The organism is Gilliamella sp. BG3 (assembly GCF_046635605.1).
GTDB classification, from domain to species: Bacteria; Pseudomonadota; Gammaproteobacteria; order Enterobacterales; family Orbaceae; genus Gilliamella; species Gilliamella bombi.
In genome coordinates, this window is record NZ_JBIDFE010000008.1 from 19531 (window position 1) to 38924 (window position 19394).

The following is a 19394-nucleotide window of genomic DNA, read 5'->3' on the forward strand; positions in this document are numbered from 1 at the left end:
TTAATTATTACAGGGCTTTTAGCCCTGTTTTATTATTTCTTCCTCGAATTACACATCATCTTTCAAAAAATAAACTCAAATATGCTTATCAAAACAGAATCAGCTATTATTTTGCAATAAACTGACTAAACCACTATGCCTTTGCGTTTGTGATTTAATTGCTTGTAACAAGATAGCTTCAGTCGCATAAATTGAAACTGTTTTTTTAGCACGGGTAATAGCAGTATAAAGTAAAGAACGATTAAGTAACGGCGAATTATCAGTTGGTAAGATAATATTTACATCATCGAATTCTGAACCTTGTGATTTATGAATTGTCATGGCATAAGCCGTTTCATGTTCGGGTAATCGAAATGGAGAAAATCCTTTAATAGATCCATCAGCAAAAGGGAAATAAACACGCAATTTTGAACTATCATGCTCAGCTTTTAATGTAATGCCAATATCACCATTATATAGCCCTAATGAAGCACTATTACGTAATATCATGATTGGTCGGCCAACATACCATGCTTCTTTATTTTTCAAATAAATTAATTTGTTTTTGGCTAAAAGTAATTCAATTTGTTTATTTAAACCTTCGACACCAAAATGTCCTTCTCTGACAGCACAAAGTAAGCGATATTCAGCAAATTTAGATAAAACCAACGCTATATCATTAGTTCCATTCTGCTTAATCACATTTAAATAATGTTTATAATGATTAATACTATCGTGTAAAACATCTTCATAAGCTTGTTGTGAAGAAAGAGCATGATACCGAATATCACTCAGTGATTCATCTAATAATAATTTTTTAACAGAAGTTGAGCACCCAGCTTTGACCGCATTAGCCAACAAGCCAATACCAGATGATTCGTTAAAACGATAACTTTTTTGTAATAAACAAATGCTATCAGTAATTTTTGCTGTTTGCTGGCAAGCTGGTACATCATAACCAGTCAATTGACTTAGCTCTTTTGCCCGTGCTTTGCTATAACCATGCGAAATAAAGGTACAAAGGTCACCAAACACGGCTCCGGCTTCAACTGATGAGAGTTGATCTTTATCACCTAACAAAATTAAACGAGCAGAATTAGGTAATGCTTCAATTACTCTTGCCATCATATTTAAATCAACCATAGATGCTTCATCAATGACTAACACATCGACATGCAATGGATTATTCTTATCATGCTTAAATGAACGATTATCTGCTTTTGCACCTAATAAACGATGTAAAGTGATTGCTTCTGCTTTTATATTTAGTGATGCAAAATCGAGTTGCTCGATTGTGCGACTCAGTGATTCGGTTAACCTTGATGCCGCTTTTCCTGTAGGTGCCGATGTAATAATTCGAGCATGCGGATTGGTTAACAAAATTCCGGCTAAAATTTTGGCAACAGTGGTTGTTTTACCTGTACCTGGTCCACCAGAAATAATAGCAACTTTGCGAGTTAACGCAGCAGCAACTGCTACTTTTTGCCAATCGATTTCGGTTTGATTCTGAATAAAAAGTTGATTAAGTACAGTGGTTAAATCAGTATTGTAGCTAAGTTCTTTATCTAAATCTGTATGATTGAAATATTGAGCTACATTTTGTTCATCTAACCACATTCTTTGAAAATAAAGTTTATTTTCAATAAAAATAAGCGGAGACAAATTTGTTCCATCACTCACAACCTGACTATCATAAGCTTGTTCAAGAGCAATTTTCCAATCTTGCGCATTTGGCGAATCTAATTGTAACCAAAGCTGTGATTCAATCGTTGATTCATCTAAATAAGCAAGATCTAGACAAACATGACCCGATCTAACCTCTTTACTTAGTGATAGAACCAAAAAACTAAAACGTTTGATAGTAATATCATCATTTAACATTGCTTTATTCGTCAAAAACGTTGCCAAATGAATATCTAGCAAACTAATTTGGCTATCTTGTTTAAATTGGCTTAACCACTCGTTTAACATATTCTATTTCTGTTATTAACTTATTTATAAGCCAATTATATCGTTAACTTTATCTTTTGGATAAGTCAGTTTAAAACTTAAGTTAAGATTTTTATTTTCACCTTTGGTCAACAATACTTTTGATTGCCCTTGTAATTCTGCACCTTGCAAAAAAAACTTGACTTTATTAAGTGTTACATTATTGTTTGTAAAAACACTGCTAGAAGCAAATGCATTTAAAAAAGCTAATTTCTGTATTTTCATATAGTTCCTTTGAAATAAAAACTAATTTATAACTATTTAAAAATAATTATGTTATAAGTTAAATGGCACATGATTCTCTCTAACAATGGTAATAAAGTAGTTATTCTATCTGTTTAATTGCTATTAATTTTAACATGATTGTATAAAAAATAAATTATTTTTTGTTTAATATATTGAACGAAAAATAAAAATGATTTATATTTCGTTTAAGATAAAAAACAAAATAAGGAATATTCTATGAGTAACTTCAATTATCTAAAAAAAGCAATCAAACGTAAGAATATATCTTTACAAACTGTCGCCGATGCTTGCCAAATGACTAAAGGTTATCTTAGTCAACTCATTAATGATAAAATTAAAAATCCGAGCGCACAAAAATTACAATCACTCCATCAATATTTACAAATCGAAAAAACAACCAAAAATAAAAAAGTAGGTGTGATTTTTGGTAAATTTTATCCTTTACATACTGGACATATTTATCTTATTCAGCGAGCAATTAGTCAGGTTGATGAGTTATATGTTATTCTTTGCTCTGATACTCAACGCGACGAAGCGCTTTTTAAACAAAGTGCTATGTCTCGCCAACCAACTATTAATGATAGAATTCGTTGGCTACTACAAACTTTTAAATATCAAAAAAATATCCACATTGAATTATTAGAAGAAGACGGTATTCCAGCTTACCCAAATGGCTGGCATGAATGGAGTGAACGAGTAAAGAAACTATTTCAAGAAAAAGGCATAAAACCAGATTATGTTTATTCAAGTGAACCGCAAGATGTCGCTATGTATAAAGATTTGTTTGATCTAGAAACTGTCTTAATTGATCCAAAACGACAATTTATGCAAATAAGTGGTACTCAAATCCGTCAAGCACCGCTGAAAAACTGGCAATACATTCCAACCGAAGTTAGACCTTTTTTTGTTAGAACCGTTGCCATTTTAGGGGGAGAATCTAGTGGTAAATCAACTTTAGTTAATAAACTAGCAAACGTATTTAACACAACCAGTGCATGGGAATATGGTCGGGATTATGTATTTTCTCAACTTGGCGGGGACGAACGCGCATTACAGTATGCTGACTACGATAAAATCGCATTAGGGCATGCACAATATATCGATTTTGCCATAAAACATGCCAATAAAGTTTCGTTTATTGATACCGATTTTGTGACAACTCAAGCTTTTTGTAAAAAATATGAAGGTAAAGAACATCCATTTTTACAAGCTATGATCAATAACTATCGTTTTGATTTAGTAATTTTACTCGGCAATAACACGCCATGGGTCGCTGATGGTTTACGTCATTTAGGCAGTCCAAAACAACGTAAAGATTTTCAAAAACTATTAATAACGTTATTAGAAAAAAATAATATCAAATATATAGAAATAGAATCGCCCGATTACGAAGAACGTTATTTACGCTGCATTGAACTAGTTAATCAACTTATTAATGATGAAGAGTAATAAATTATGAATAAATTAAGCAATCTTGCCATTTTAATTGGACGTAATAAATTCTATCCATTTTTTTGTATATTATGTGTAACACTAGCATTTTTATACACTGACCCATTTACTGAATTTGATTTACGCTACGCTACTTCTTACATAGGCGCTTTTTGCGGTCTGCTATGCGTTATCTTATTAGCAAAACGTAAAAACATGGGAAATGTATTAGGTATGTTTGCCGTTGTTGCAGAATGTTGTGCTAATATTCTTGGCGGCAATATTGGTGCAGGACTACCGCCAATCTACTATTTTTGTTCACACATCTATGGTTTATTCACTTGGCAAAAGAACCTTGATAATAATAAAAACGTTAAAGTTCGCTCACTCAATGAAACCACATTTTTATATACAATCATATTTCTTATTATTGCCGCTTTTATTAATATTTATTTAACGGATAAAATTGGTGCAACCAATACAACCTACCAGCTCATAACTAACTGTTTTATATTTGGTCTAGGTATTGTTGCTCAATTATTATTGATGATGCGATATGCGTTTAACTGGTATTTATGGGTTATATTAAATGTACTGGTAATTGGTTTAAATATCTATACCGACAATATCATTATCGCAACACAATATTTAATCTATCTGTTTAATGCCATTTATGGAATTTGTGAATGGAAACGCTCTGAGCAGCCAGAATAAATATTCCAATTTTGTTAAAAAGTTTCAGGAAAGACTGTGTTTAAGTATAAAAATAGAAAATAAGTGCTTTATTTTCTATTTTTTATTTGAGATGCAGTCTAATTATTCAACATCCCCTTTAACCAAAGGCACGAATATAACCTCGCCCATATTTTTAGCTACAAAATTATCTCCATCACGCTCAATTAATTGTAAAACCTGTTTATTTTCGCCAACAGGAATAACTAAACGTCCTTTATCGGCTAACTGTCCTAGTAAGCTTTGTGGCACTTCAGATGCGGCGGCTGTAACAATGATGCCATCAAATGGTCCACGTTCAGGCCAACCTAACCAACCATCACCATGGCGTGTTGCAATGTTATGAATATCAAGTTGCTTTAAACGGCGTTTGGTATTCCATTGTAGACTTTTTATTCGTTCTACCGAGCAGACATTTTCGACTAACTTTGCTAAAACAGCCGTTTGATATCCCGACCCTGTTCCAATTTCAAGTACTTTTGAATTAGGCTCTAATTTTAATAGTTCAGTCATCTTTGCTACGATATAAGGCTGAGAAATAGTTTGACCGCTTCCTATTGGCAATGGACGATTATCGTAAGCTTGATGCGAAAGCGCCTCATCAACAAAATGTTCACGAGGAATTGACGCAATAGCATCTAAAACGCGCTCGTCTTTTATTCCTTGTTGCCGTAAGAATTCAATTAGGGATTGCATTTTTAGATTTTGCATTTGGGCTACTCATTTTCTATTATTAGTTCACGTATCACACTTGTTGCATAACAACCTGATGGCAAATAAAAATTGAGTTCGAGACTATGCTCATCTAACCATTGCCAATTAAGCTGCTCTGCTCGTAACAATATTGACCGTCTTGCTGTTTCTACTCGCTCTTTTTTAAATAGATCATTAAATTCAGACCAACTTTCTAAACATTTTTGCTCAAACTCCAGCGCATCAAATAATGTACCTAGTGGTGAATCCCCCACCATTGGTGCAGTAATATTGATCTCGCCTTGTTCTAAACGCATTTGTAACTGAACTAGTTCGTCTGCTTGAGCAATAAACCAACTACCACGATGCGCTAATTGTAATATATCGCCATTGAGCACGGTTTGATGCAAACTTTGGGTAATGCGTTGACTGACAATATTATTAAAAATCGCACTTCGCGCCGCAGAAAGATAAAAGCTACGTTTTTTTCGATCCTTAACCGAAATTTCGTCATTGGCCCATTTTATAGCCTGAGTAATATTATTTTCATCACGACCAAAACGCTGCTCACCAAAATAATTAGGCACGCCATGCTGTTTGATTAATGCTAATTTAGATTCAATTTCAGATTGACTATTTAACGATTTTAAAATTATTTTAAAATAATTACCTTTTAATGCGCCAATTTTTAATTTTTTATTATGTCGCGTGACTTTTAATATTTTACAACCCGCCAAATTAAATGCTGAAAAGTCTGGTGTTTGTTGACCTGGCATATGTAAACTGAACCACTGCTCAGTCACCGCTTGGCGATCTTTCAAACCGGCATAACTTACTAGCTTGGTTGAAATTCCCACATATTTAGCCAACTGCTCAGCCACGAAAATGGTATTACAATCACGTTTTTGCAAAAAAACTAAAACATGTTCGCCTTCACCAGTCAACTCAAAGCCAAGATCTTCTGTCACATTAAAATCTTCGTATTGTTGCTTGTATTGCCCTTTAGTGGTCGGTTTACCATATAAATAATTAAGTTGTGCTAACACTATTATTGCCTATTGTATAATTTAAACTGTTTCGGATTTTTTACTTAATAACACTACCGCTTGGCAAGCAATGCCTTCTTTACGCCCAGTAAAGCCTAATTGTTCAGTTGTTGTTGCCTTTACACTAATTTGATCAAAATGAACTTTCAGATCTTCTGCTATATTAACTCGCATTTGATCAACATGAGGTTGCATTTTAGGTTCTTGGGCAATAATAGTAGTATCTAAATTAACTAATTCATAACCTTTAGCTTGAACAAGGGTATACACATCTTTCAATAATATTCGACTATCTATACCTTTATATTTAGGATCTGTATCAGGAAATAGCTTACCGATGTCACCTAATGCCAATGCGCCAATTAAAGCATCGGTTATTGCATGTAACACAACATCACCATCAGAGTAAGCAACAAGGCCATATTGATAAGGAATTTTTACCCCAGCAAGAGTTATAGGACCCTCTCCACCAAACTTATGAACATCAAATCCATGACCTATTCTCATACTTTTACCTATTTGGAATCTGCTTAGTTAAATAAAAAGTAGCCAATGCTAAATCTTCAGGACGGGTTATTTTTATATTATCCCCACGACACTCAATTAATAAAGGATGCCCACCACAATACTCAATGGCTGAAGCTTCGTCAGTGATGGCAACATGATCGTTTAGAGCTTGTTGCAAACATGATTTTAGTTCGCCAGCATTAAACAGTTGAGGAGTAGCAGCGCCCCATAAATAAGTCCGATCTTCAGAATAATCAATAATGGTATCATTATTTTGACAAGCTCGCTTAATCGTATCACTAACACGAGTGGCTAATATACCGCCTTGTTTTTTAGTTGTTACTGTTTCAATCAGCCGAGTAATATCACAATGAGTCACACAAGGTCTTGCCGCATCATGAACTAAAGCCCACTGTTCATCATTTAGCAATTTTAATCCGGCTAAAACAGAATCAGCTCGAGTTTTGCCACCTAAAGCAACTTTAATCTTATCGTGCTGAGCAATTGAAAGGGTATTAAATATATTATCTTCTGAGCTAATCACAACAATAACTTGAGCGATTTGAGGATGCGTTAATAATTTATTTAGAGTATGTTCTAAAACGGTCTTCGAACCAACTTTTAGATATTGTTTAGGGATTTGACTATTCATACGGCAACCAACTCCTGCTGCCGGTACAATAGCAATGATATCATTAAGATTATTCAAGTTATGCATTATCGTTTTTTAGTATCCGAATCAATTATAATTCGATAAAAATATTCATCAGGTTTAACCATACCCAAATGACTACGAGCACGCTCTTCTATTGCTTCATAGCCACGTTGCAAATCGTTAATTTCAGCAAACATCTGTTCGTTACGAGTCTTTAACTTCTCATTATCGGCACGCAAACTGACCAACATTTCTACATTATCTTGATAATCATACACATTATTTTTGCCATACCATAAAGAATATTGCAGATAACCCAGTACAGCTAATAACAATAAAGGTAGCTTCCATCTTCTCATGAATTTAGTATTATCCTTTATCTATATGCATTTAACTGGTTTTGGTAAGCCTGCAAGTTTAGTTGCTTGTTTAGCAGGACCGTCTGGAAATAATTTATACAAATAACGACTATTACCCTTTTCTGCACCAAACTTTTTTTCCATTGCTTTGACTAAAGCTCGAATAGCTGGTGAGGTTTTATATTCTAAGTAAAAATCACGAACAAATAAAATAACCTCCCAATGGGCATCGGTTAATTCAATGGACTCTTTGGCTGCCAATTCTGGAACCAAATCAACAGTCCAATCCTGCCAATTTTTTAAATAGCCTTTCTCATCAGTTTCTATCTGCTCTAACATTTTTTCAAAGTACGTTATTTTATTTGCGTTGTATTATACTCAATTAATCAAAATCCAACACTAATTTTGCAGGCGAATACGTTATTGTTTGTTTAATTTCTTCGAAATTTGATGAAATTTAAAGCAAACGATAAAAAAAATTAAAATAGCTATTTACAAATAAGCAAGTCTACTTTAATATTCACAGCCATTGCGGAAGTGTGGCTGAGCGGTTGAAAGCACCGGTCTTGAAAACCGGCGAGGGGCGACCCTCCCAGAGTTCGAATCTCTGCGCTTCCGCCATCTTCTTATTGTGGCAAATTCCACAGTTGTCCATAGAAGTCCACTTAAATCCACTATTTAAACGCCTACCGAAATATATTTGAATTATTTTGTATTTTTCATCAAATACTGTAACCATCCCCTAAAAGAGTACAGCAAAAAAGTAGAAAATTCTCTATGATAAAAGTAAAGGGGATTAATTATGAAAAAAATGACTGAACTCAAATCGTGGCTATTTTAAAAGAAGCTGAAGCGGGTATTCCCGTTAAAGAACTGTGCCGTAAATATAGCATGGGTAATTCAACTTTCTATAAATGGCGGGAAAAATACGGCGGAATGGAAACTTCGGATATCAAACGCTTAAAGGAGCTGGAGGCTGAAAACCGCAAGCTTAAGCAGATGTTTGTCGAACTGAGTGGTATGTCCACACTTTTTAGTACCAAAAAGATAAGGTCATCGATTTCTTTTGTATTCAATCGGCGACTGGTAATTTAATGTTGAATGAAGTCGATTATAATTCAACCAATCCACATAGTGATTAAATTCCAATTTAAGTTGCGCCAGTGAATCAAAAATAGTATTTGACACAAATTCTGTTTTCACTGCTTTGAATGTGCTTTCTGCAATTGCGTTATCATAGGGGCAGCCTTTGCGACTTAACGACCGTTTAATTCCAAATGCTGTTAAACATTCATCAATCAAATAATTATCAAACTCTTTTCCTCTATCAGAATGAAACAACTCAATCGTCTGTAAGTTCATTGGAATTTGACTCATAGCTTGCATGACCAGTGCCGCTGTTTTATGCCTGCCAGCACTTCGCCCCACTATTTCTCGATTACTGATATCAACAATTACACAAAGGTAGTGCCAACGTTGTTTAACCCTTACATAGGTTAAATCGGTCACCAATATCTTTCGTGGTTGACCTATATCAAATTCTCGATTCAGTTCATTCCCTACCAGCGATTCATTGCTTTTTTCTGTATGAATACAATATTTTTTACAGGTGTATTTCGAAACCCAGCCATTTTTCGCCATGATTCGACCTATTCGGCGTCGAGATACGGTTATGCCTTGCTTTCTCAGCTCTGCTTGCAGACGCCTTGTACCATAAGCACGATAAAAAGTTACGGAGTCAAACTATTTACAGAACAGATAAAACAAATTTAACTAAGGCTTAACACAAGCAGCTCTATATAGGTTAAAAGTTAATTCATAACCTAAATCCCCATCCCCTAGATCGACTCGAATTGATTTTCCCTTGTATGTATCGATTGTCCAATACCAATCATAAGGATGCTTAGTTTCCCAGTCGTCAAGACCTAAATAGTGATTAGGATGATTAAACAAAGTTCCCCATTCATTAAATAGCCCACCAATCCACTTGCCATTACCTCCGCGATAGCTTAATTGTCGGCGATAACCATTGATATTTCTTCCAGGAATACCTCCTGTCCAAATATCATCATTATTTGCATTAGTATAATCTGCAACACTCGGCATCCGATAACCAATTTGATTGCAATAATCTTTTGTCTTACTAGCTGAAGCATTTATACCAACCCCTTGTGCTATATACCATCTTTCAATTTTAAAGCTATACAAGACGTTACTTTTGGCTCTATCTGAATAAAGCTTAAATGTAGAGGGACTAAAATTTTTATTAGCACTACTGTTTACTGGTCCTTTTAGTACTATCTTTAAAGCTACATCTCGTGAGCCTTTTCCCCAACCTGGTGTTATTGCAGATGATAAAGCTAAACTAACTCCACTCCCTGATTCCGGGAATACTTTAGCGCCATTAGCTGAGATAATCTCTTCGGGCGTTACGTTTGCTAATAATAAATAAAAATAAACATTATTTGTTCCTGTCGATGGGAAATTACGTTGTGGATTGTTTATATCTTGTGGTACAAATCCTTTTCCTTTTACCCAATCAGGACCATCTAAATCTTTATATACAGTATTATTACTGGAATCGTTTGATAAATTAGGTTGAGCATAACAAACCAATGGCGCACTTGGTTCAAAATAATCAGGATTCGATATCCATATCCATAAATCAACTGAACCTGCATCTCCGTCTGTACCATATTTTAGACACGGGTTTTCGAACGACGGTAATATTATGGCATCACTACGATGATTTTTTACGCGACCATTTTTACTAGTTAATGCTTCTAAACTCCATGAATATGGCAATAATAACACGCCCAACACCAACAAGAGTTTTCGGGGTAATTTGAGAGATAATTTGGAAAATATAAATGAGTTTCGTGCAAAAACTCGGCGAAGAGGATTATTTAATAAATTTAAATCGTAGGTTTGCCAGTGCTTGTGCCTTGTGCCTTGTGCCAGAAATGATAATGCATTATTGTCTACCTGTCAAGTAATATCTTGTTTTATTTAGATTTTTTATAATTGTCTGCTTATTTAATAAGCTTGTTTTCCTATAACGGTAAAAGTATAGCCGTTTAAAAAATAGTTGGCTAGTTTTTTCGTGGATTTTTGTAAAAAACATACAAATGAAATAGTCCTGTTTGGCGGCGACACCCGTCTCTTTTCCTTGTAAGTGTAATGTATCATGCTTCCATCACTCAATAGATTCAAGCGCACAACAGCAATATCAACACAGTTAGAGTATCTTACATTATCTGCTTCTGATTTGTTAATACAAGAAAAAGAGAGAGTAAAGCGGCTAAACTGTTTATTAAAAAAGTCAAAAAAAATTAATTTGACAGTACCACTGTAATTAATGAATTCTTTTTCGGTCATCAACCATTTCGATGCGGATATCGAAATTATCCATTAGCGTAAGAAAAGAAATTATTCTAATAATATTAACAATATGGAACCACATGATATAAGTAAAAATAATTATATGGAGGTATAAATGTTTATTAGACCACTGAAATTAACTCAGCATATCGATGATGTACAGGGTCCTGAAAATGCAACAACGCTGATTCTTCTACACTTTCTGGGAACGGATTTGCACCTATGGGATTTGCAAATGCCGCGATTAACCGAGCGTTATCGGGTAGTCAGGTTGGATATGTTGATCAACTAAGGAGTAGTGATGCCGAATTCGGAATGGTATCTAGATGTTATTAAAAGCATGCGTTTATTAATATCAAGGATAATATAGTCACACAATTACTAAAATACTTACATATAGGAAAAGTTATTCGATGCCCAGTATTACTATTTATACAACATCAGATCATCACCTAGAAACTTGTGATTTTGCTGATTTTTCTACTTCTTTGACCAAACTTACCAAAGAGATTCTGAAAGCTAAAGATAATAATATCCATATAGCTTATCTAATTGCGGATGTAGGTTATGGGGAATCTGTATACTTTGAGGCTAAACTTAGACAAGAAGTTTTTCGTAGTGAGTCAGTCATGAATGAATTCTCACGTCAGGTTGATTTATTAATTAGAGAAAAGTTCGGCGTAATTGCGAGAATTCGTTGCTTTCTTTATGATTCCAATAATATTTTCGCAAAAAACTAAAAGGTAACTGTATGAATGATAAATTGCCAATGAAGGACCTTGGAGAGGTACAAGTAACTGCTGTTAGTGATGGCTACTTAAAAGTTGATTTTGGAATGCTGGCGAATATTAGTGAGACAGAGTGTTATTTCATTCAACAAAACGCCTGCCAAGATGAACCTAATTCAGTGCACATTAATGCCTTTTTAGTTCAACACAAAGGTAAAAATATCTTAATTGATAGTGGCGCAGGTAGTTTTAAAGGATGGGGAGGAAGGATAGTAAATAATTTGGCTAAACTTGGGGTGAAACCAAATGATATTGATGCCGTATTACTCACACATGCTCATCCCGATCATATAGGTGGCTTGATCAACTCCTACGGAGAGGCAGTATTTCCAAATGCAGAATTAGTAATTAGTCAAAATGAGTATGATTATCTAAAAGATGACAAAAAGTTTTTTTCTTCCAGCGATCGTGTCAAAGGTAATTTTATTTTTGCTCGCAATGTTTTAAAACAGTATCAAGAAAATCTGCGGTTAGTTAATGAAGGTGAGGTACTTGCTGGTATACATGCATTACCATTAAAAGGGCATACACCAGGACATACTGGTTATAAAGTCGAGGGAGAAAATAGTAGTTTATTGATTTGGGGTGATATTGTCCACTTTCCACATATCCAACTTTTAAAACCGAATGTCTCAATTGCTTTCGATTATGATCCTAAATTGGCAGCGGAAACACGTATTCGCATCCTTGATATGGTGAGTTCTAAACACATTCTTGTTGGTGGGATTCATTTTGGATGTGAAGGTTTTGGTTATATTCAAAAGCTTAAAAGAGGATATGAAATTGTACTTACTGATTAATTAACTAATGTTTTTTCAAATCATATTTAATAATTTTTTAAGCTATCAATTGTAACTATCCCCTAAAATAGTACAGCAAAAAAGTAGAAAATTCTCTATGATAAAAGAAAAGGGAATTTAATGATGAAAAAAATGACTGAACATCAAATTGTCGCTATTTTAAAAGAAGCTGAAGCTGATATTCCCGTTAAAGAGCTGTACCGTAAATATGGCATGGGTAATTCAACTTTCTATAAATGGCGAGAAAAATACGACGGAATGGAAACTTCGGATATCAAACGCTTAAAGGAAATACTTTGAGGTCCCTCTGATGAAAATAATTTTGGCAAAGTTTCGAGAAAGAACCTTTGTCAATATACGTACACCTTCTTGAAAACGGAATAAATGTTATATTCTGAATTTGGATAATAGTATTGTGAGAGAAAGGGATTGTGTCAATAAGATACTCTCCCATTCCTTTAATATCTGAGCAATGTGGAACAGTTTGCGTGTTAAAATATTTCAATAGCATAGTCTGAGCTAGTATCATGCGTGCAGGTCAGTTAATAACCGATATCGTGCAACCGAGGATCTTGGAATATTGATATCATCATATCAATGAATTTATCAGTATCCAAATAGGGACAATCAACACGGTAGATAAGCTCAATTTTGAAATCATTAAACTCTCTAGCTAACTGATGAATTTTTATTTTGTTCTTAATTTCATTACTGATTGAGCAACGTAAGACCAGCGAGACCCCTTTGCCAGCGGCTATGTTTGAAAACAAAACAGGATAAGATCCACATTCAATTACTCGTTTAGGCGTAATGTTACCTTCATTAAACAGTACACTGAAATTGCGAGTTGATGTGGCACATTTTTTACTACTTAACAAAAAAACTTCCCCGTCTAGACTAGATATATTTGTGATTGGTAAATGATTTTTTTCTGTGACAATCACTAATTCGCTGGAAAGTAATGTGAAACATGTATGCCGTTTGTTAGAAAAGCCTGCTCCAATGATGACTGCATCAAATTCGTTTTTATCAAAAGCGTTGAGCAAACTGATCGTGTTTCCTATTGAAATATCGATGTTCCAACCCAACTCTTCACCAAAATCAATCAAAGCAGTAATTATATAGGGGGGTAAGCACTCAATTATTCCAATTCTTATGGTCAACTGACCATCTTTGGAGTAGGAAATGTTATTTTTACAATCATTCGCTAGGTTCAGCATTTTAAGTGCGTATTCATAAAGTATCTTACCCTGTGTAGTAGGTAGACATCCTTCGATTTTCCTATCTAATAATGTAACATCTAGCTTTTCCTCCAGACTTCGTATTCGATGAGAAATACTAGATTGCACTCGATTTAGGCGTTCTGCGGCTTGGGTTATATTCCCTGTGTCTACGACTGTTACGAACGCCAGAAGTTCATCTAGCTTCATTTTAACTCTCCTTCTAAGTGTTGAATAAATATTTCAACAATATTTTTAGTTATCAGAAGAGGGCTTTTGTAGGATAGTTGCAGCAAAAATAGTACTAGGCTAAAAATAAACCTTCATATCTAACAACTCTATTCCATGAGCTTGTCTCAACATAATATTATTAGGGTATCAATCTTTTCGATGTACATCACGATTTTATTCACTGGTTTTTTATTATTCTGAGAATTATGATTTTAGCATTAATATCGTTTGTCTATTCTATAACGTAATAGTGACACAATCAAATAGTTGCATGATAAACCGAATAGACTTTGATACGTTATCTAGTGTTAATTACAGCTAATTATTGAAACTTTCTACTCGTAAATAGGATAAAATATGGTGCACACTAAGTTTGATAGAGTAATGAATAATCTGGTTGATTATGCCTACGAGCAAACAATTTCTGATAATGATGCGATCCGCATGGCACATTTTTGTTTGTTAGATTCGATAGGGTGTGCGATAGCTGCCTCTTCTGATGCCGATTTTTCGAGATTGATGAATAGTGTGCAATTCAGCAAAAACAGTCAGAGCATTCCCATTATAGATAGATCTCTATGGTTAAGACCTTAGGAGGGATTACGGGTATGCTTCCGCTGATTAGTGAAAGTATGTACAATCTATTTTATGTCCTCACCGCTTACTGCTTTCTCAGAAATATTCGTATCAACGGTAGCAAGTAGGAATGGAAAGCTCCTCGTAATCCAGTAATAGCTAGGCCAGAAGAAGTATTGACTCTTGGAATGATGACCTTTCTCGAAAGCAAAAGTTTAGAGACAAAAATTCTTTGCGCATAATTTCATTATAATAAAGGACCTGTAAATATGTCGTTGGTAAGTAATAGCAGTATTCTTGAGCAAGGTTTTGATGTACCAAGGCGCTATTTTGCAGCTGCGGCCATTTTGATAGGGGTGCTAATGTCAGCATTAGATGGTTCCATTGTTAATATTGCATTACCCTCCATTGCTTGTACGTTACAAATTGATTCTGCATCTAGTATTTGGATTATCAACGGCTATCAGGTTGCCAGCGCAGCCACGATGCTAATTTGTGCATCGCTTGGATCGAGGATTGGTGAAAAGCGTTTTTATACAGCTGGTATGATTTTATTTACGCTCTCATCCTTAGGTTGTAGCCTTTCTCCAACCTTTAGTACTCTGGTCACTATGCGGATACTACAAGGAATTAGTTACGCTGTAATGATTAGCGTTGGGTTGGGGCTGTACAGAGTTATATTTCCACCTTATAAGTTGGGGACAATATTTGGGCTAAATGCGATGGTATTTGCGGTGGGTACGGCTGTCGGCCCAGCATTAGGAGGAATTATTATTTCTTATTTATCTTGGCCATGGCTTTTTTATATCAACATTCCACTTGGAGGGTTTGCTATAATCTTTTCGTTTATCTCATTAGGGAAAGATAATGAAAATGAAAAAGGCTTTGATTTAGCAGGAGCAATTAGCTCGGCAGGAGCATTAGGCTTGATGGTGATTACAGTTGATCAAATTGGTAGCTGGGAAAATCATTCGTTGATATTTTGCGCAGTGGTTTCAACGATCTTATTTATCCTATTTATTGCTGTCCAGACTCGTTCAAAGCATCCTTTATTACCGCTTGATATATTTTGTTCACGCCGATACACTTTTGCGGTGCTCTCTTCCCTATCTATGTTTGTTGCTCAAGGAATTGCGTTGGTAAGCTTACCTTTTGTTTTACAACATACTTATAACTATTCTGTGCTAGAGTCTGCTTTTATCTTTTCACCGTGGCCACTAGCTGTAGCTTGTTGCGCACCTATTGCAGGAAGACTGTCAAACCGTTTTAATCCTACCCATATATCTACTATTGGCGTGATGTTTTTTTGTATAGGTTTAGGTTCATTAGCTTTGTTATCGGAAGCTGCAACAGTGAGTGACTTCTTGTGGCGAGTGGTCATTTGTGGCGTTGGTTATGGTTTTTTTCTCCCGCCAAATAATAAGGAAATGTTTAGCAATGTTTCAAAAAATCGAACAGTCACAGCGTCTGGAGTATTATCTACAGCCAGAACGACTGGGCAGTCAATCGGTGCTGCTTTGGTAGCTATGGTAATTGCGCTATTAAATGGATTAATGGAGAGTACCAACGCAGAATTTGGTGTATATATTTTTTCTATTGCTTGTGTGATTGCTGCAATATCATCAGTTGTTAGTACATTACGTCTACGTTGTTAAAAAAATTTAAGAGGTGATTAATTGTGTATATAAATTCCAAAGGTACTGTCAAATTAACTTTCTAATATGAGTTTAAATTTGATAACTAATTTTTTATTTATAATTTTGAGTGAAACTCGGGTAATAGAGACCATTCGGTAAATTGACATGTGACTAAAACTCGAAAGGTTTTAGCAGAGCACAAGCACCTTACACAATTGAAATGATCATAGATATTGCCAAATCGAGATAAGAATAATTGTGTTTGCTTTAATGACTTAAATTCAAACATTTATATCGATAATATCATAGTTTTACTAAATCAAACTAAAAAATAATCATTTAACGATTAACAACTCTTCCCACCGAGTAGTATAACGCGGAGTCAGTAATTCACGTTTAATCTGCCAAGGGGCTTGCTTTCTTACGGTACCTAATTGCACCGTATGTTTACCCATCTTCTGGTTGATGGCATCCAGTGCTTGCATCAACTTATCACTTTTTTGCTTTTGCTCTATATTATTGAACGTTTCAAATAACTCATACTGCGTATCGGTGTGCTTAACCTGTAAGTCAAGTAACACCACGCCGGCCTTCATAAACAAAAAACCTTGTTTATAAATAGCCTGCAATCCTTTTTGTGCGGCTTGAATAATGAGCCGTGAATCATCTGTAGGCAAATGCAGTGGAACCACGATAGAAGGATGATATTGCACGATATCCTCACGAAATCGATTGGTTTTTAAAAAGACCTGTACGGCACTAGTCACAGAACTTTGCTTTCTGAGCTTTTCAGCTCCTCGACTAGCATGAACGCGAATCGCTTCTTGCACATCAAATAGCTCACCAGTTAACTGACCAAAGCTACGCGAAACCATAATATTCTGTTTAGGAATAGATAAATCATCCAATTCGATACAAGGTGTACCTAGTAGCTCTAACACCGTCCGTTCAAGCATCACGGAAAATTGCTGTCTAATTTGTTTAGTGTTTGCTTGCCGCAAATCCCATGCAGTCTGGATGCCTAACGATTGTAGTTTCTCTGAAATACGCCTTCCAACACCCCACACTTTACTCACAGGAAACTGCTGCAAGACTCGACTCAATAAAGGTTTATTATTCGGTAAATAACAAACTCCTTGATAAGTGGGTTGTTTTTTAGCAACATAATTGGCTATTTTGGCTAAAGTTCGTGTTGACGCAATACCGATACTGACGGGGATACCTGTATCACGTTTGACTTTGGTTCTTATTGTTTGACAGTGCGAAATAACATCTGAGAACCCTGTTAAGGAAATAAAGGCTTCATCAATCGAATACAGTTCTACATCTGCTGTATAATCACGCACTGTATTAAAAACACGCTGACTCATATCACCGTATAGCTCATAATTAGAACTCAACAAGGTGATTTTTTTACGAACACTCGGGGAAATTTGATAAGCAGGCATACCCATCGGAACAAGTGGTTTCAACTCATTCGATCGCGCAATGACACAGCCGTCATTATTGGATAAAATACCAATCGGTTGTCCTTCAAGCTTAGGATTAAATACTCGCTCACAAGATGCGTAAAAATTATTACAATCCACTAACCCAATCACAAATAGCCACGACCTCTGAGAGAGTGGATCGTATGAATCACTACTCCCCAAATATGCACTTCTTTACCAGCTAATGAGATCGGTGGATAAAGCGCATTACCAGCTAATAAATGATATTGACCATTAATTACGCCAAGGCATTTACAGGTTAACTCTCCATCAATGGCTGCAATGACCACATCACCGACTACTGGTTCTAAAGAGCGATCAACAATTAATAAATCACCACTAAAAACACCATAATCCACCATTGAATCACCCATTGCCTTGATATAATAGGTCGCACTAGGGTGTTTGACTAAATGCTCAGTTAAATCGAGTTTTGCTTCTAAATAATCATCAGCTGGCGAAGGGAAACCAGCTCTAACTGGTATATCCACCAACGGTAGTTGATTAATAATAGATGTATCAACACAGCCAAGCACAATACAACTGAATTTGTGCAAGAAAATACTCCTAAAAACTAAACGAAAGAACATCACCACTGTTTTTTTAGTTATCGTGGCAAAAAACGAACATGGATAAATATACAGCATATAATGCGAACTTCAACAGATTTTAGTGTAAAAAAATATAAAAGTGTAAATAAAGCACTATGTGAATAAGTTAGCTTGATAGTGTCAAATCAAGGAATAAAATTGGATATATCAAAGCGATTAATACAGAGTGTAATAACTTTTTTAGTTTAGACAACGTGCTACACTATCTACAAGAGCAACTTTTGAATCAATTAATAAGGTCAACTGGACATGAAAAATAGACTATTTATTTTAATATTGTATTTTAATTTTTCTATTATTATGACTGTAAAGGCTGAAATGATGAATCCTAATGTAAACACGAACCATTGAACAACATTTGCAAGATGATAACCGTTTAGTGGAGTATAAGTTTTATAGCACTATTACAAAAAGAATTAGTTAATAAAAAAGCTTTCTTCCAGCTAAAAGACCTAGAGAGCAATTAATCCTAACAATTGAGTTGCTCGAATTTTACTTTTTCTGCGCTTCCTCCATCTTCTTTCATTATAAATCAATAAACTACAATTTAAAAAAATATAAATTCAATTTTATCAAAAAATAACTGTCACTAATTTGACTAAAAATTATAGTTAACCTTACAACCATTTAAGCGCTGAAATGTGCTGTTAAATATTGAATACCACAACTTCTATAATATATAAAACACTAAAACAAACAGCGTAAGCGTAATTTTCCAGATAAGCACTATAGGGTATTTACAAAAATATTCACTTTTTAGATTATATTTTTGTAAACAGATTCAGGAGTCAATATCATTTGATAATTAAAACTTCTCAGAATCCTTCTTAGTAAAGCGTGTGATCACCATCATATCAATTAAAAACTCACGAAACAGGTATTCCTCAAATAAATGGGTTAATCAAAAAAATAATACATACCTTAATGGAATGATCAGCAAATAGTTCACCATTCAAAGATAAAAAACAAAAGGTTAAATAATTTCCAACAAAATGCCTTATGAGTTTTTAAAAAATCATTTTA

General features: G+C 34.8%; 19 protein-coding genes, 1 tRNA gene and 4 pseudogenes. 10 read left to right on the plus strand and 14 right to left on the minus strand.

The features are described from left to right. Positions 1 to 99 precede the first annotated feature (99 nt). Both recD and ACGH6S_RS05240 read right to left on the minus strand, forming a co-directional pair. Entirely contained in the window at positions 100 to 1950 is a 1851-nt protein-coding gene (gene recD, locus ACGH6S_RS05235; protein ID WP_411578452.1) for an exodeoxyribonuclease V subunit alpha, read from the minus strand. A 24-nt stretch (positions 1951 to 1974) separates the two neighbouring features. Continuing rightward, positions 1975 to 2193, minus strand: a complete 219-nt coding sequence (locus ACGH6S_RS05240; RefSeq protein WP_296317881.1) for a hypothetical protein — start codon at positions 2191 to 2193, stop codon at positions 1975 to 1977. Between the two features lie 237 nt (positions 2194 to 2430). Between ACGH6S_RS05240 and nadR the strand changes: the two genes are divergently transcribed. Both nadR and pnuC read left to right on the plus strand, forming a co-directional pair. Next, positions 2431 to 3663 carry a multifunctional transcriptional regulator/nicotinamide-nucleotide adenylyltransferase/ribosylnicotinamide kinase NadR gene (nadR, locus tag ACGH6S_RS05245; protein ID WP_296317879.1) on the plus strand — a complete coding sequence of 411 codons (1233 nt, stop codon included), beginning with the start codon at positions 2431 to 2433 and terminating at the stop codon, positions 3661 to 3663. 6 nt (positions 3664 to 3669) lie between these two features. Then, a complete protein-coding gene (pnuC, locus tag ACGH6S_RS05250; RefSeq protein ID WP_034910015.1) occupies positions 3670 to 4359 on the plus strand; it encodes a nicotinamide riboside transporter PnuC in 690 nt (229 codons plus the stop codon). Between the two features lie 102 nt (positions 4360 to 4461). Here pnuC and ACGH6S_RS05255 read toward each other — a convergent pair whose 3' ends face one another. The 6 genes from ACGH6S_RS05255 to ACGH6S_RS05280 are packed head-to-tail and all read right to left on the minus strand — an operon-like array spanning position 4462 to position 7976. Then, on the minus strand, positions 4462 to 5088 hold the full coding sequence (locus ACGH6S_RS05255) for a protein-L-isoaspartate(D-aspartate) O-methyltransferase (protein WP_411578451.1): 627 nt from the start codon (positions 5086 to 5088) through the stop codon (positions 4462 to 4464). A 5-nt stretch (positions 5089 to 5093) separates the two neighbouring features. Further along, positions 5094 to 6119: a tRNA pseudouridine(13) synthase TruD gene (gene truD, locus ACGH6S_RS05260; RefSeq protein WP_411578459.1), complete on the minus strand. Its 1026-nt coding sequence runs from the start codon at positions 6117 to 6119 to the stop codon at positions 5094 to 5096. A gap of 18 nt (positions 6120 to 6137) precedes the next feature. Continuing rightward, entirely contained in the window at positions 6138 to 6623 is a 486-nt protein-coding gene (gene ispF / locus ACGH6S_RS05265; protein ID WP_411578450.1) for a 2-C-methyl-D-erythritol 2,4-cyclodiphosphate synthase, read from the minus strand. A 4-nt stretch (positions 6624 to 6627) separates the two neighbouring features. Further along, positions 6628 to 7341 (minus strand): 2-C-methyl-D-erythritol 4-phosphate cytidylyltransferase, encoded by a 714-nt coding sequence (gene ispD, locus ACGH6S_RS05270; protein ID WP_065590840.1) that lies wholly within the window; start codon positions 7339 to 7341, stop codon positions 6628 to 6630. Beyond that, positions 7341 to 7637: a cell division protein FtsB gene (gene ftsB, locus ACGH6S_RS05275; protein ID WP_034910028.1), complete on the minus strand. Its 297-nt coding sequence runs from the start codon at positions 7635 to 7637 to the stop codon at positions 7341 to 7343. Before ftsB ends, ispD begins: the two co-directional genes overlap by 1 nt. A gap of 21 nt (positions 7638 to 7658) precedes the next feature. Further along, complete coding sequence (locus ACGH6S_RS05280; protein ID WP_065560941.1) at positions 7659 to 7976, minus strand: TusE/DsrC/DsvC family sulfur relay protein; 318 nt, start codon at positions 7974 to 7976, stop codon at positions 7659 to 7661. A gap of 194 nt (positions 7977 to 8170) precedes the next feature. On the opposite strand from ACGH6S_RS05280, the gene ACGH6S_RS05285 reads away from it, so the two are divergent. Both ACGH6S_RS05285 and ACGH6S_RS05290 read left to right on the plus strand, forming a co-directional pair. Then, positions 8171 to 8258: transfer RNA gene (locus tag ACGH6S_RS05285), tRNA-Ser, on the plus strand. A gap of 204 nt (positions 8259 to 8462) precedes the next feature. After that, positions 8463 to 8648: pseudogene (locus ACGH6S_RS05290) on the plus strand (transposase); the annotation flags it as partial. A 42-nt stretch (positions 8649 to 8690) separates the two neighbouring features. Here the strand turns inward: ACGH6S_RS05290 and ACGH6S_RS05295 are convergent. The 3 genes and pseudogenes from ACGH6S_RS05295 to ACGH6S_RS05305 form a co-directional block, all read right to left on the minus strand. Continuing rightward, positions 8691 to 9350, minus strand: a pseudogene (locus ACGH6S_RS05295) (IS3 family transposase); the annotation flags it as partial. Positions 9351 to 9410: 60 nt separating this feature from the next. Continuing rightward, the gene (locus ACGH6S_RS05300; protein WP_411578449.1) at positions 9411 to 10442 is read right to left on the minus strand and encodes a hypothetical protein; all 1032 of its coding nucleotides are present in this window, start codon (positions 10440 to 10442) and stop codon (positions 9411 to 9413) included. Positions 10443 to 10673: 231 nt separating this feature from the next. Next, positions 10674 to 11015: a hypothetical protein gene (locus ACGH6S_RS05305; RefSeq protein ID WP_411578448.1), complete on the minus strand. Its 342-nt coding sequence runs from the start codon at positions 11013 to 11015 to the stop codon at positions 10674 to 10676. A gap of 118 nt (positions 11016 to 11133) precedes the next feature. On the opposite strand from ACGH6S_RS05305, the pseudogene ACGH6S_RS05310 reads away from it, so the two are divergent. The 4 genes and pseudogenes from ACGH6S_RS05310 to ACGH6S_RS05325 all read left to right on the plus strand — a co-directional run. Beyond that, positions 11134 to 11298, plus strand: a pseudogene (locus ACGH6S_RS05310) (3-oxoadipate enol-lactonase); the annotation flags it as partial. 133 nt (positions 11299 to 11431) lie between these two features. Next, complete coding sequence (locus tag ACGH6S_RS05315) at positions 11432 to 11758, plus strand: hypothetical protein (RefSeq protein WP_065590835.1); 327 nt, start codon at positions 11432 to 11434, stop codon at positions 11756 to 11758. Positions 11759 to 11769: 11 nt separating this feature from the next. Further along, entirely contained in the window at positions 11770 to 12606 is an 837-nt protein-coding gene (locus ACGH6S_RS05320) for an MBL fold metallo-hydrolase (RefSeq protein ID WP_174799035.1), read from the plus strand. 123 nt (positions 12607 to 12729) lie between these two features. Then, positions 12730 to 12900, plus strand: a pseudogene (locus ACGH6S_RS05325) (transposase); the annotation flags it as partial. 248 nt (positions 12901 to 13148) lie between these two features. Here the strand turns inward: ACGH6S_RS05325 and ACGH6S_RS05330 are convergent. Then, positions 13149 to 14036 (minus strand): LysR family transcriptional regulator, encoded by an 888-nt coding sequence (locus ACGH6S_RS05330; protein ID WP_034915225.1) that lies wholly within the window; start codon positions 14034 to 14036, stop codon positions 13149 to 13151. Between the two features lie 378 nt (positions 14037 to 14414). On the opposite strand from ACGH6S_RS05330, the gene ACGH6S_RS05335 reads away from it, so the two are divergent. Together ACGH6S_RS05335 and ACGH6S_RS05340 are read left to right on the plus strand one after the other, a co-directional pair. Further along, positions 14415 to 14651, plus strand: a complete 237-nt coding sequence (locus ACGH6S_RS05335) for a hypothetical protein (protein ID WP_296302727.1) — start codon at positions 14415 to 14417, stop codon at positions 14649 to 14651. Between the two features lie 251 nt (positions 14652 to 14902). Beyond that, complete coding sequence (locus ACGH6S_RS05340) at positions 14903 to 16288, plus strand: MFS transporter (RefSeq protein WP_296302728.1); 1386 nt, start codon at positions 14903 to 14905, stop codon at positions 16286 to 16288. 317 nt (positions 16289 to 16605) lie between these two features. Here ACGH6S_RS05340 and ACGH6S_RS05345 read toward each other — a convergent pair whose 3' ends face one another. Beyond that, positions 16606 to 17871, minus strand: coding sequence for a Y-family DNA polymerase (locus ACGH6S_RS05345; protein ID WP_065590830.1), 1266 nt, complete (start codon positions 17869 to 17871; stop codon positions 16606 to 16608). Continuing rightward, positions 17868 to 18317: a LexA family protein gene (locus tag ACGH6S_RS05350; RefSeq protein ID WP_208610499.1), complete on the minus strand. Its 450-nt coding sequence runs from the start codon at positions 18315 to 18317 to the stop codon at positions 17868 to 17870. Before ACGH6S_RS05350 ends, ACGH6S_RS05345 begins: the two co-directional genes overlap by 4 nt. Positions 18318 to 19394: the final 1077 nt, after the last annotated feature.

Bases quoted from the DNA above. Each gene is read 5' to 3' on its own strand.
- ACGH6S_RS05240 (WP_296317881.1), bottom strand. From the start codon at position 2,193: ATGAAAATACAGAAATTAGCTTTTTTAAATGCATTTGCTTCTAGCAGT.
- ftsB (WP_034910028.1), bottom strand. From the start codon at position 7,637: ATGAGAAGATGGAAGCTACCTTTATTGTTATTAGCTGTACTGGGTTAT.
- ACGH6S_RS05330 (WP_034915225.1), bottom strand. From the start codon at position 14,036: ATGAAGCTAGATGAACTTCTGGCGTTCGTAACAGTCGTAGACACAGGG.
- ACGH6S_RS05255 (WP_411578451.1), bottom strand. From the start codon at position 5,088: ATGCAAAATCTAAAAATGCAATCCCTAATTGAATTCTTACGGCAACAA.
- recD (WP_411578452.1), bottom strand. From the start codon at position 1,950: ATGTTAAACGAGTGGTTAAGCCAATTTAAACAAGATAGCCAAATTAGT.
- ispD (WP_065590840.1), bottom strand. From the start codon at position 7,341: ATGCATAACTTGAATAATCTTAATGATATCATTGCTATTGTACCGGCA.
- nadR (WP_296317879.1), top strand. From the start codon at position 2,431: ATGAGTAACTTCAATTATCTAAAAAAAGCAATCAAACGTAAGAATATA.
- ACGH6S_RS05335 (WP_296302727.1), top strand. From the start codon at position 14,415: ATGGTGCACACTAAGTTTGATAGAGTAATGAATAATCTGGTTGATTAT.
- ACGH6S_RS05315 (WP_065590835.1), top strand. From the start codon at position 11,432: ATGCCCAGTATTACTATTTATACAACATCAGATCATCACCTAGAAACT.
- ACGH6S_RS05340 (WP_296302728.1), top strand. From the start codon at position 14,903: ATGTCGTTGGTAAGTAATAGCAGTATTCTTGAGCAAGGTTTTGATGTA.
- ispF (WP_411578450.1), bottom strand. From the start codon at position 6,623: ATGAGAATAGGTCATGGATTTGATGTTCATAAGTTTGGTGGAGAGGGT.
- ACGH6S_RS05320 (WP_174799035.1), top strand. From the start codon at position 11,770: ATGAATGATAAATTGCCAATGAAGGACCTTGGAGAGGTACAAGTAACT.
- ACGH6S_RS05280 (WP_065560941.1), bottom strand. From the start codon at position 7,976: ATGTTAGAGCAGATAGAAACTGATGAGAAAGGCTATTTAAAAAATTGG.
- ACGH6S_RS05305 (WP_411578448.1), bottom strand. From the start codon at position 11,015: ATGACCGAAAAAGAATTCATTAATTACAGTGGTACTGTCAAATTAATT.
- pnuC (WP_034910015.1), top strand. From the start codon at position 3,670: ATGAATAAATTAAGCAATCTTGCCATTTTAATTGGACGTAATAAATTC.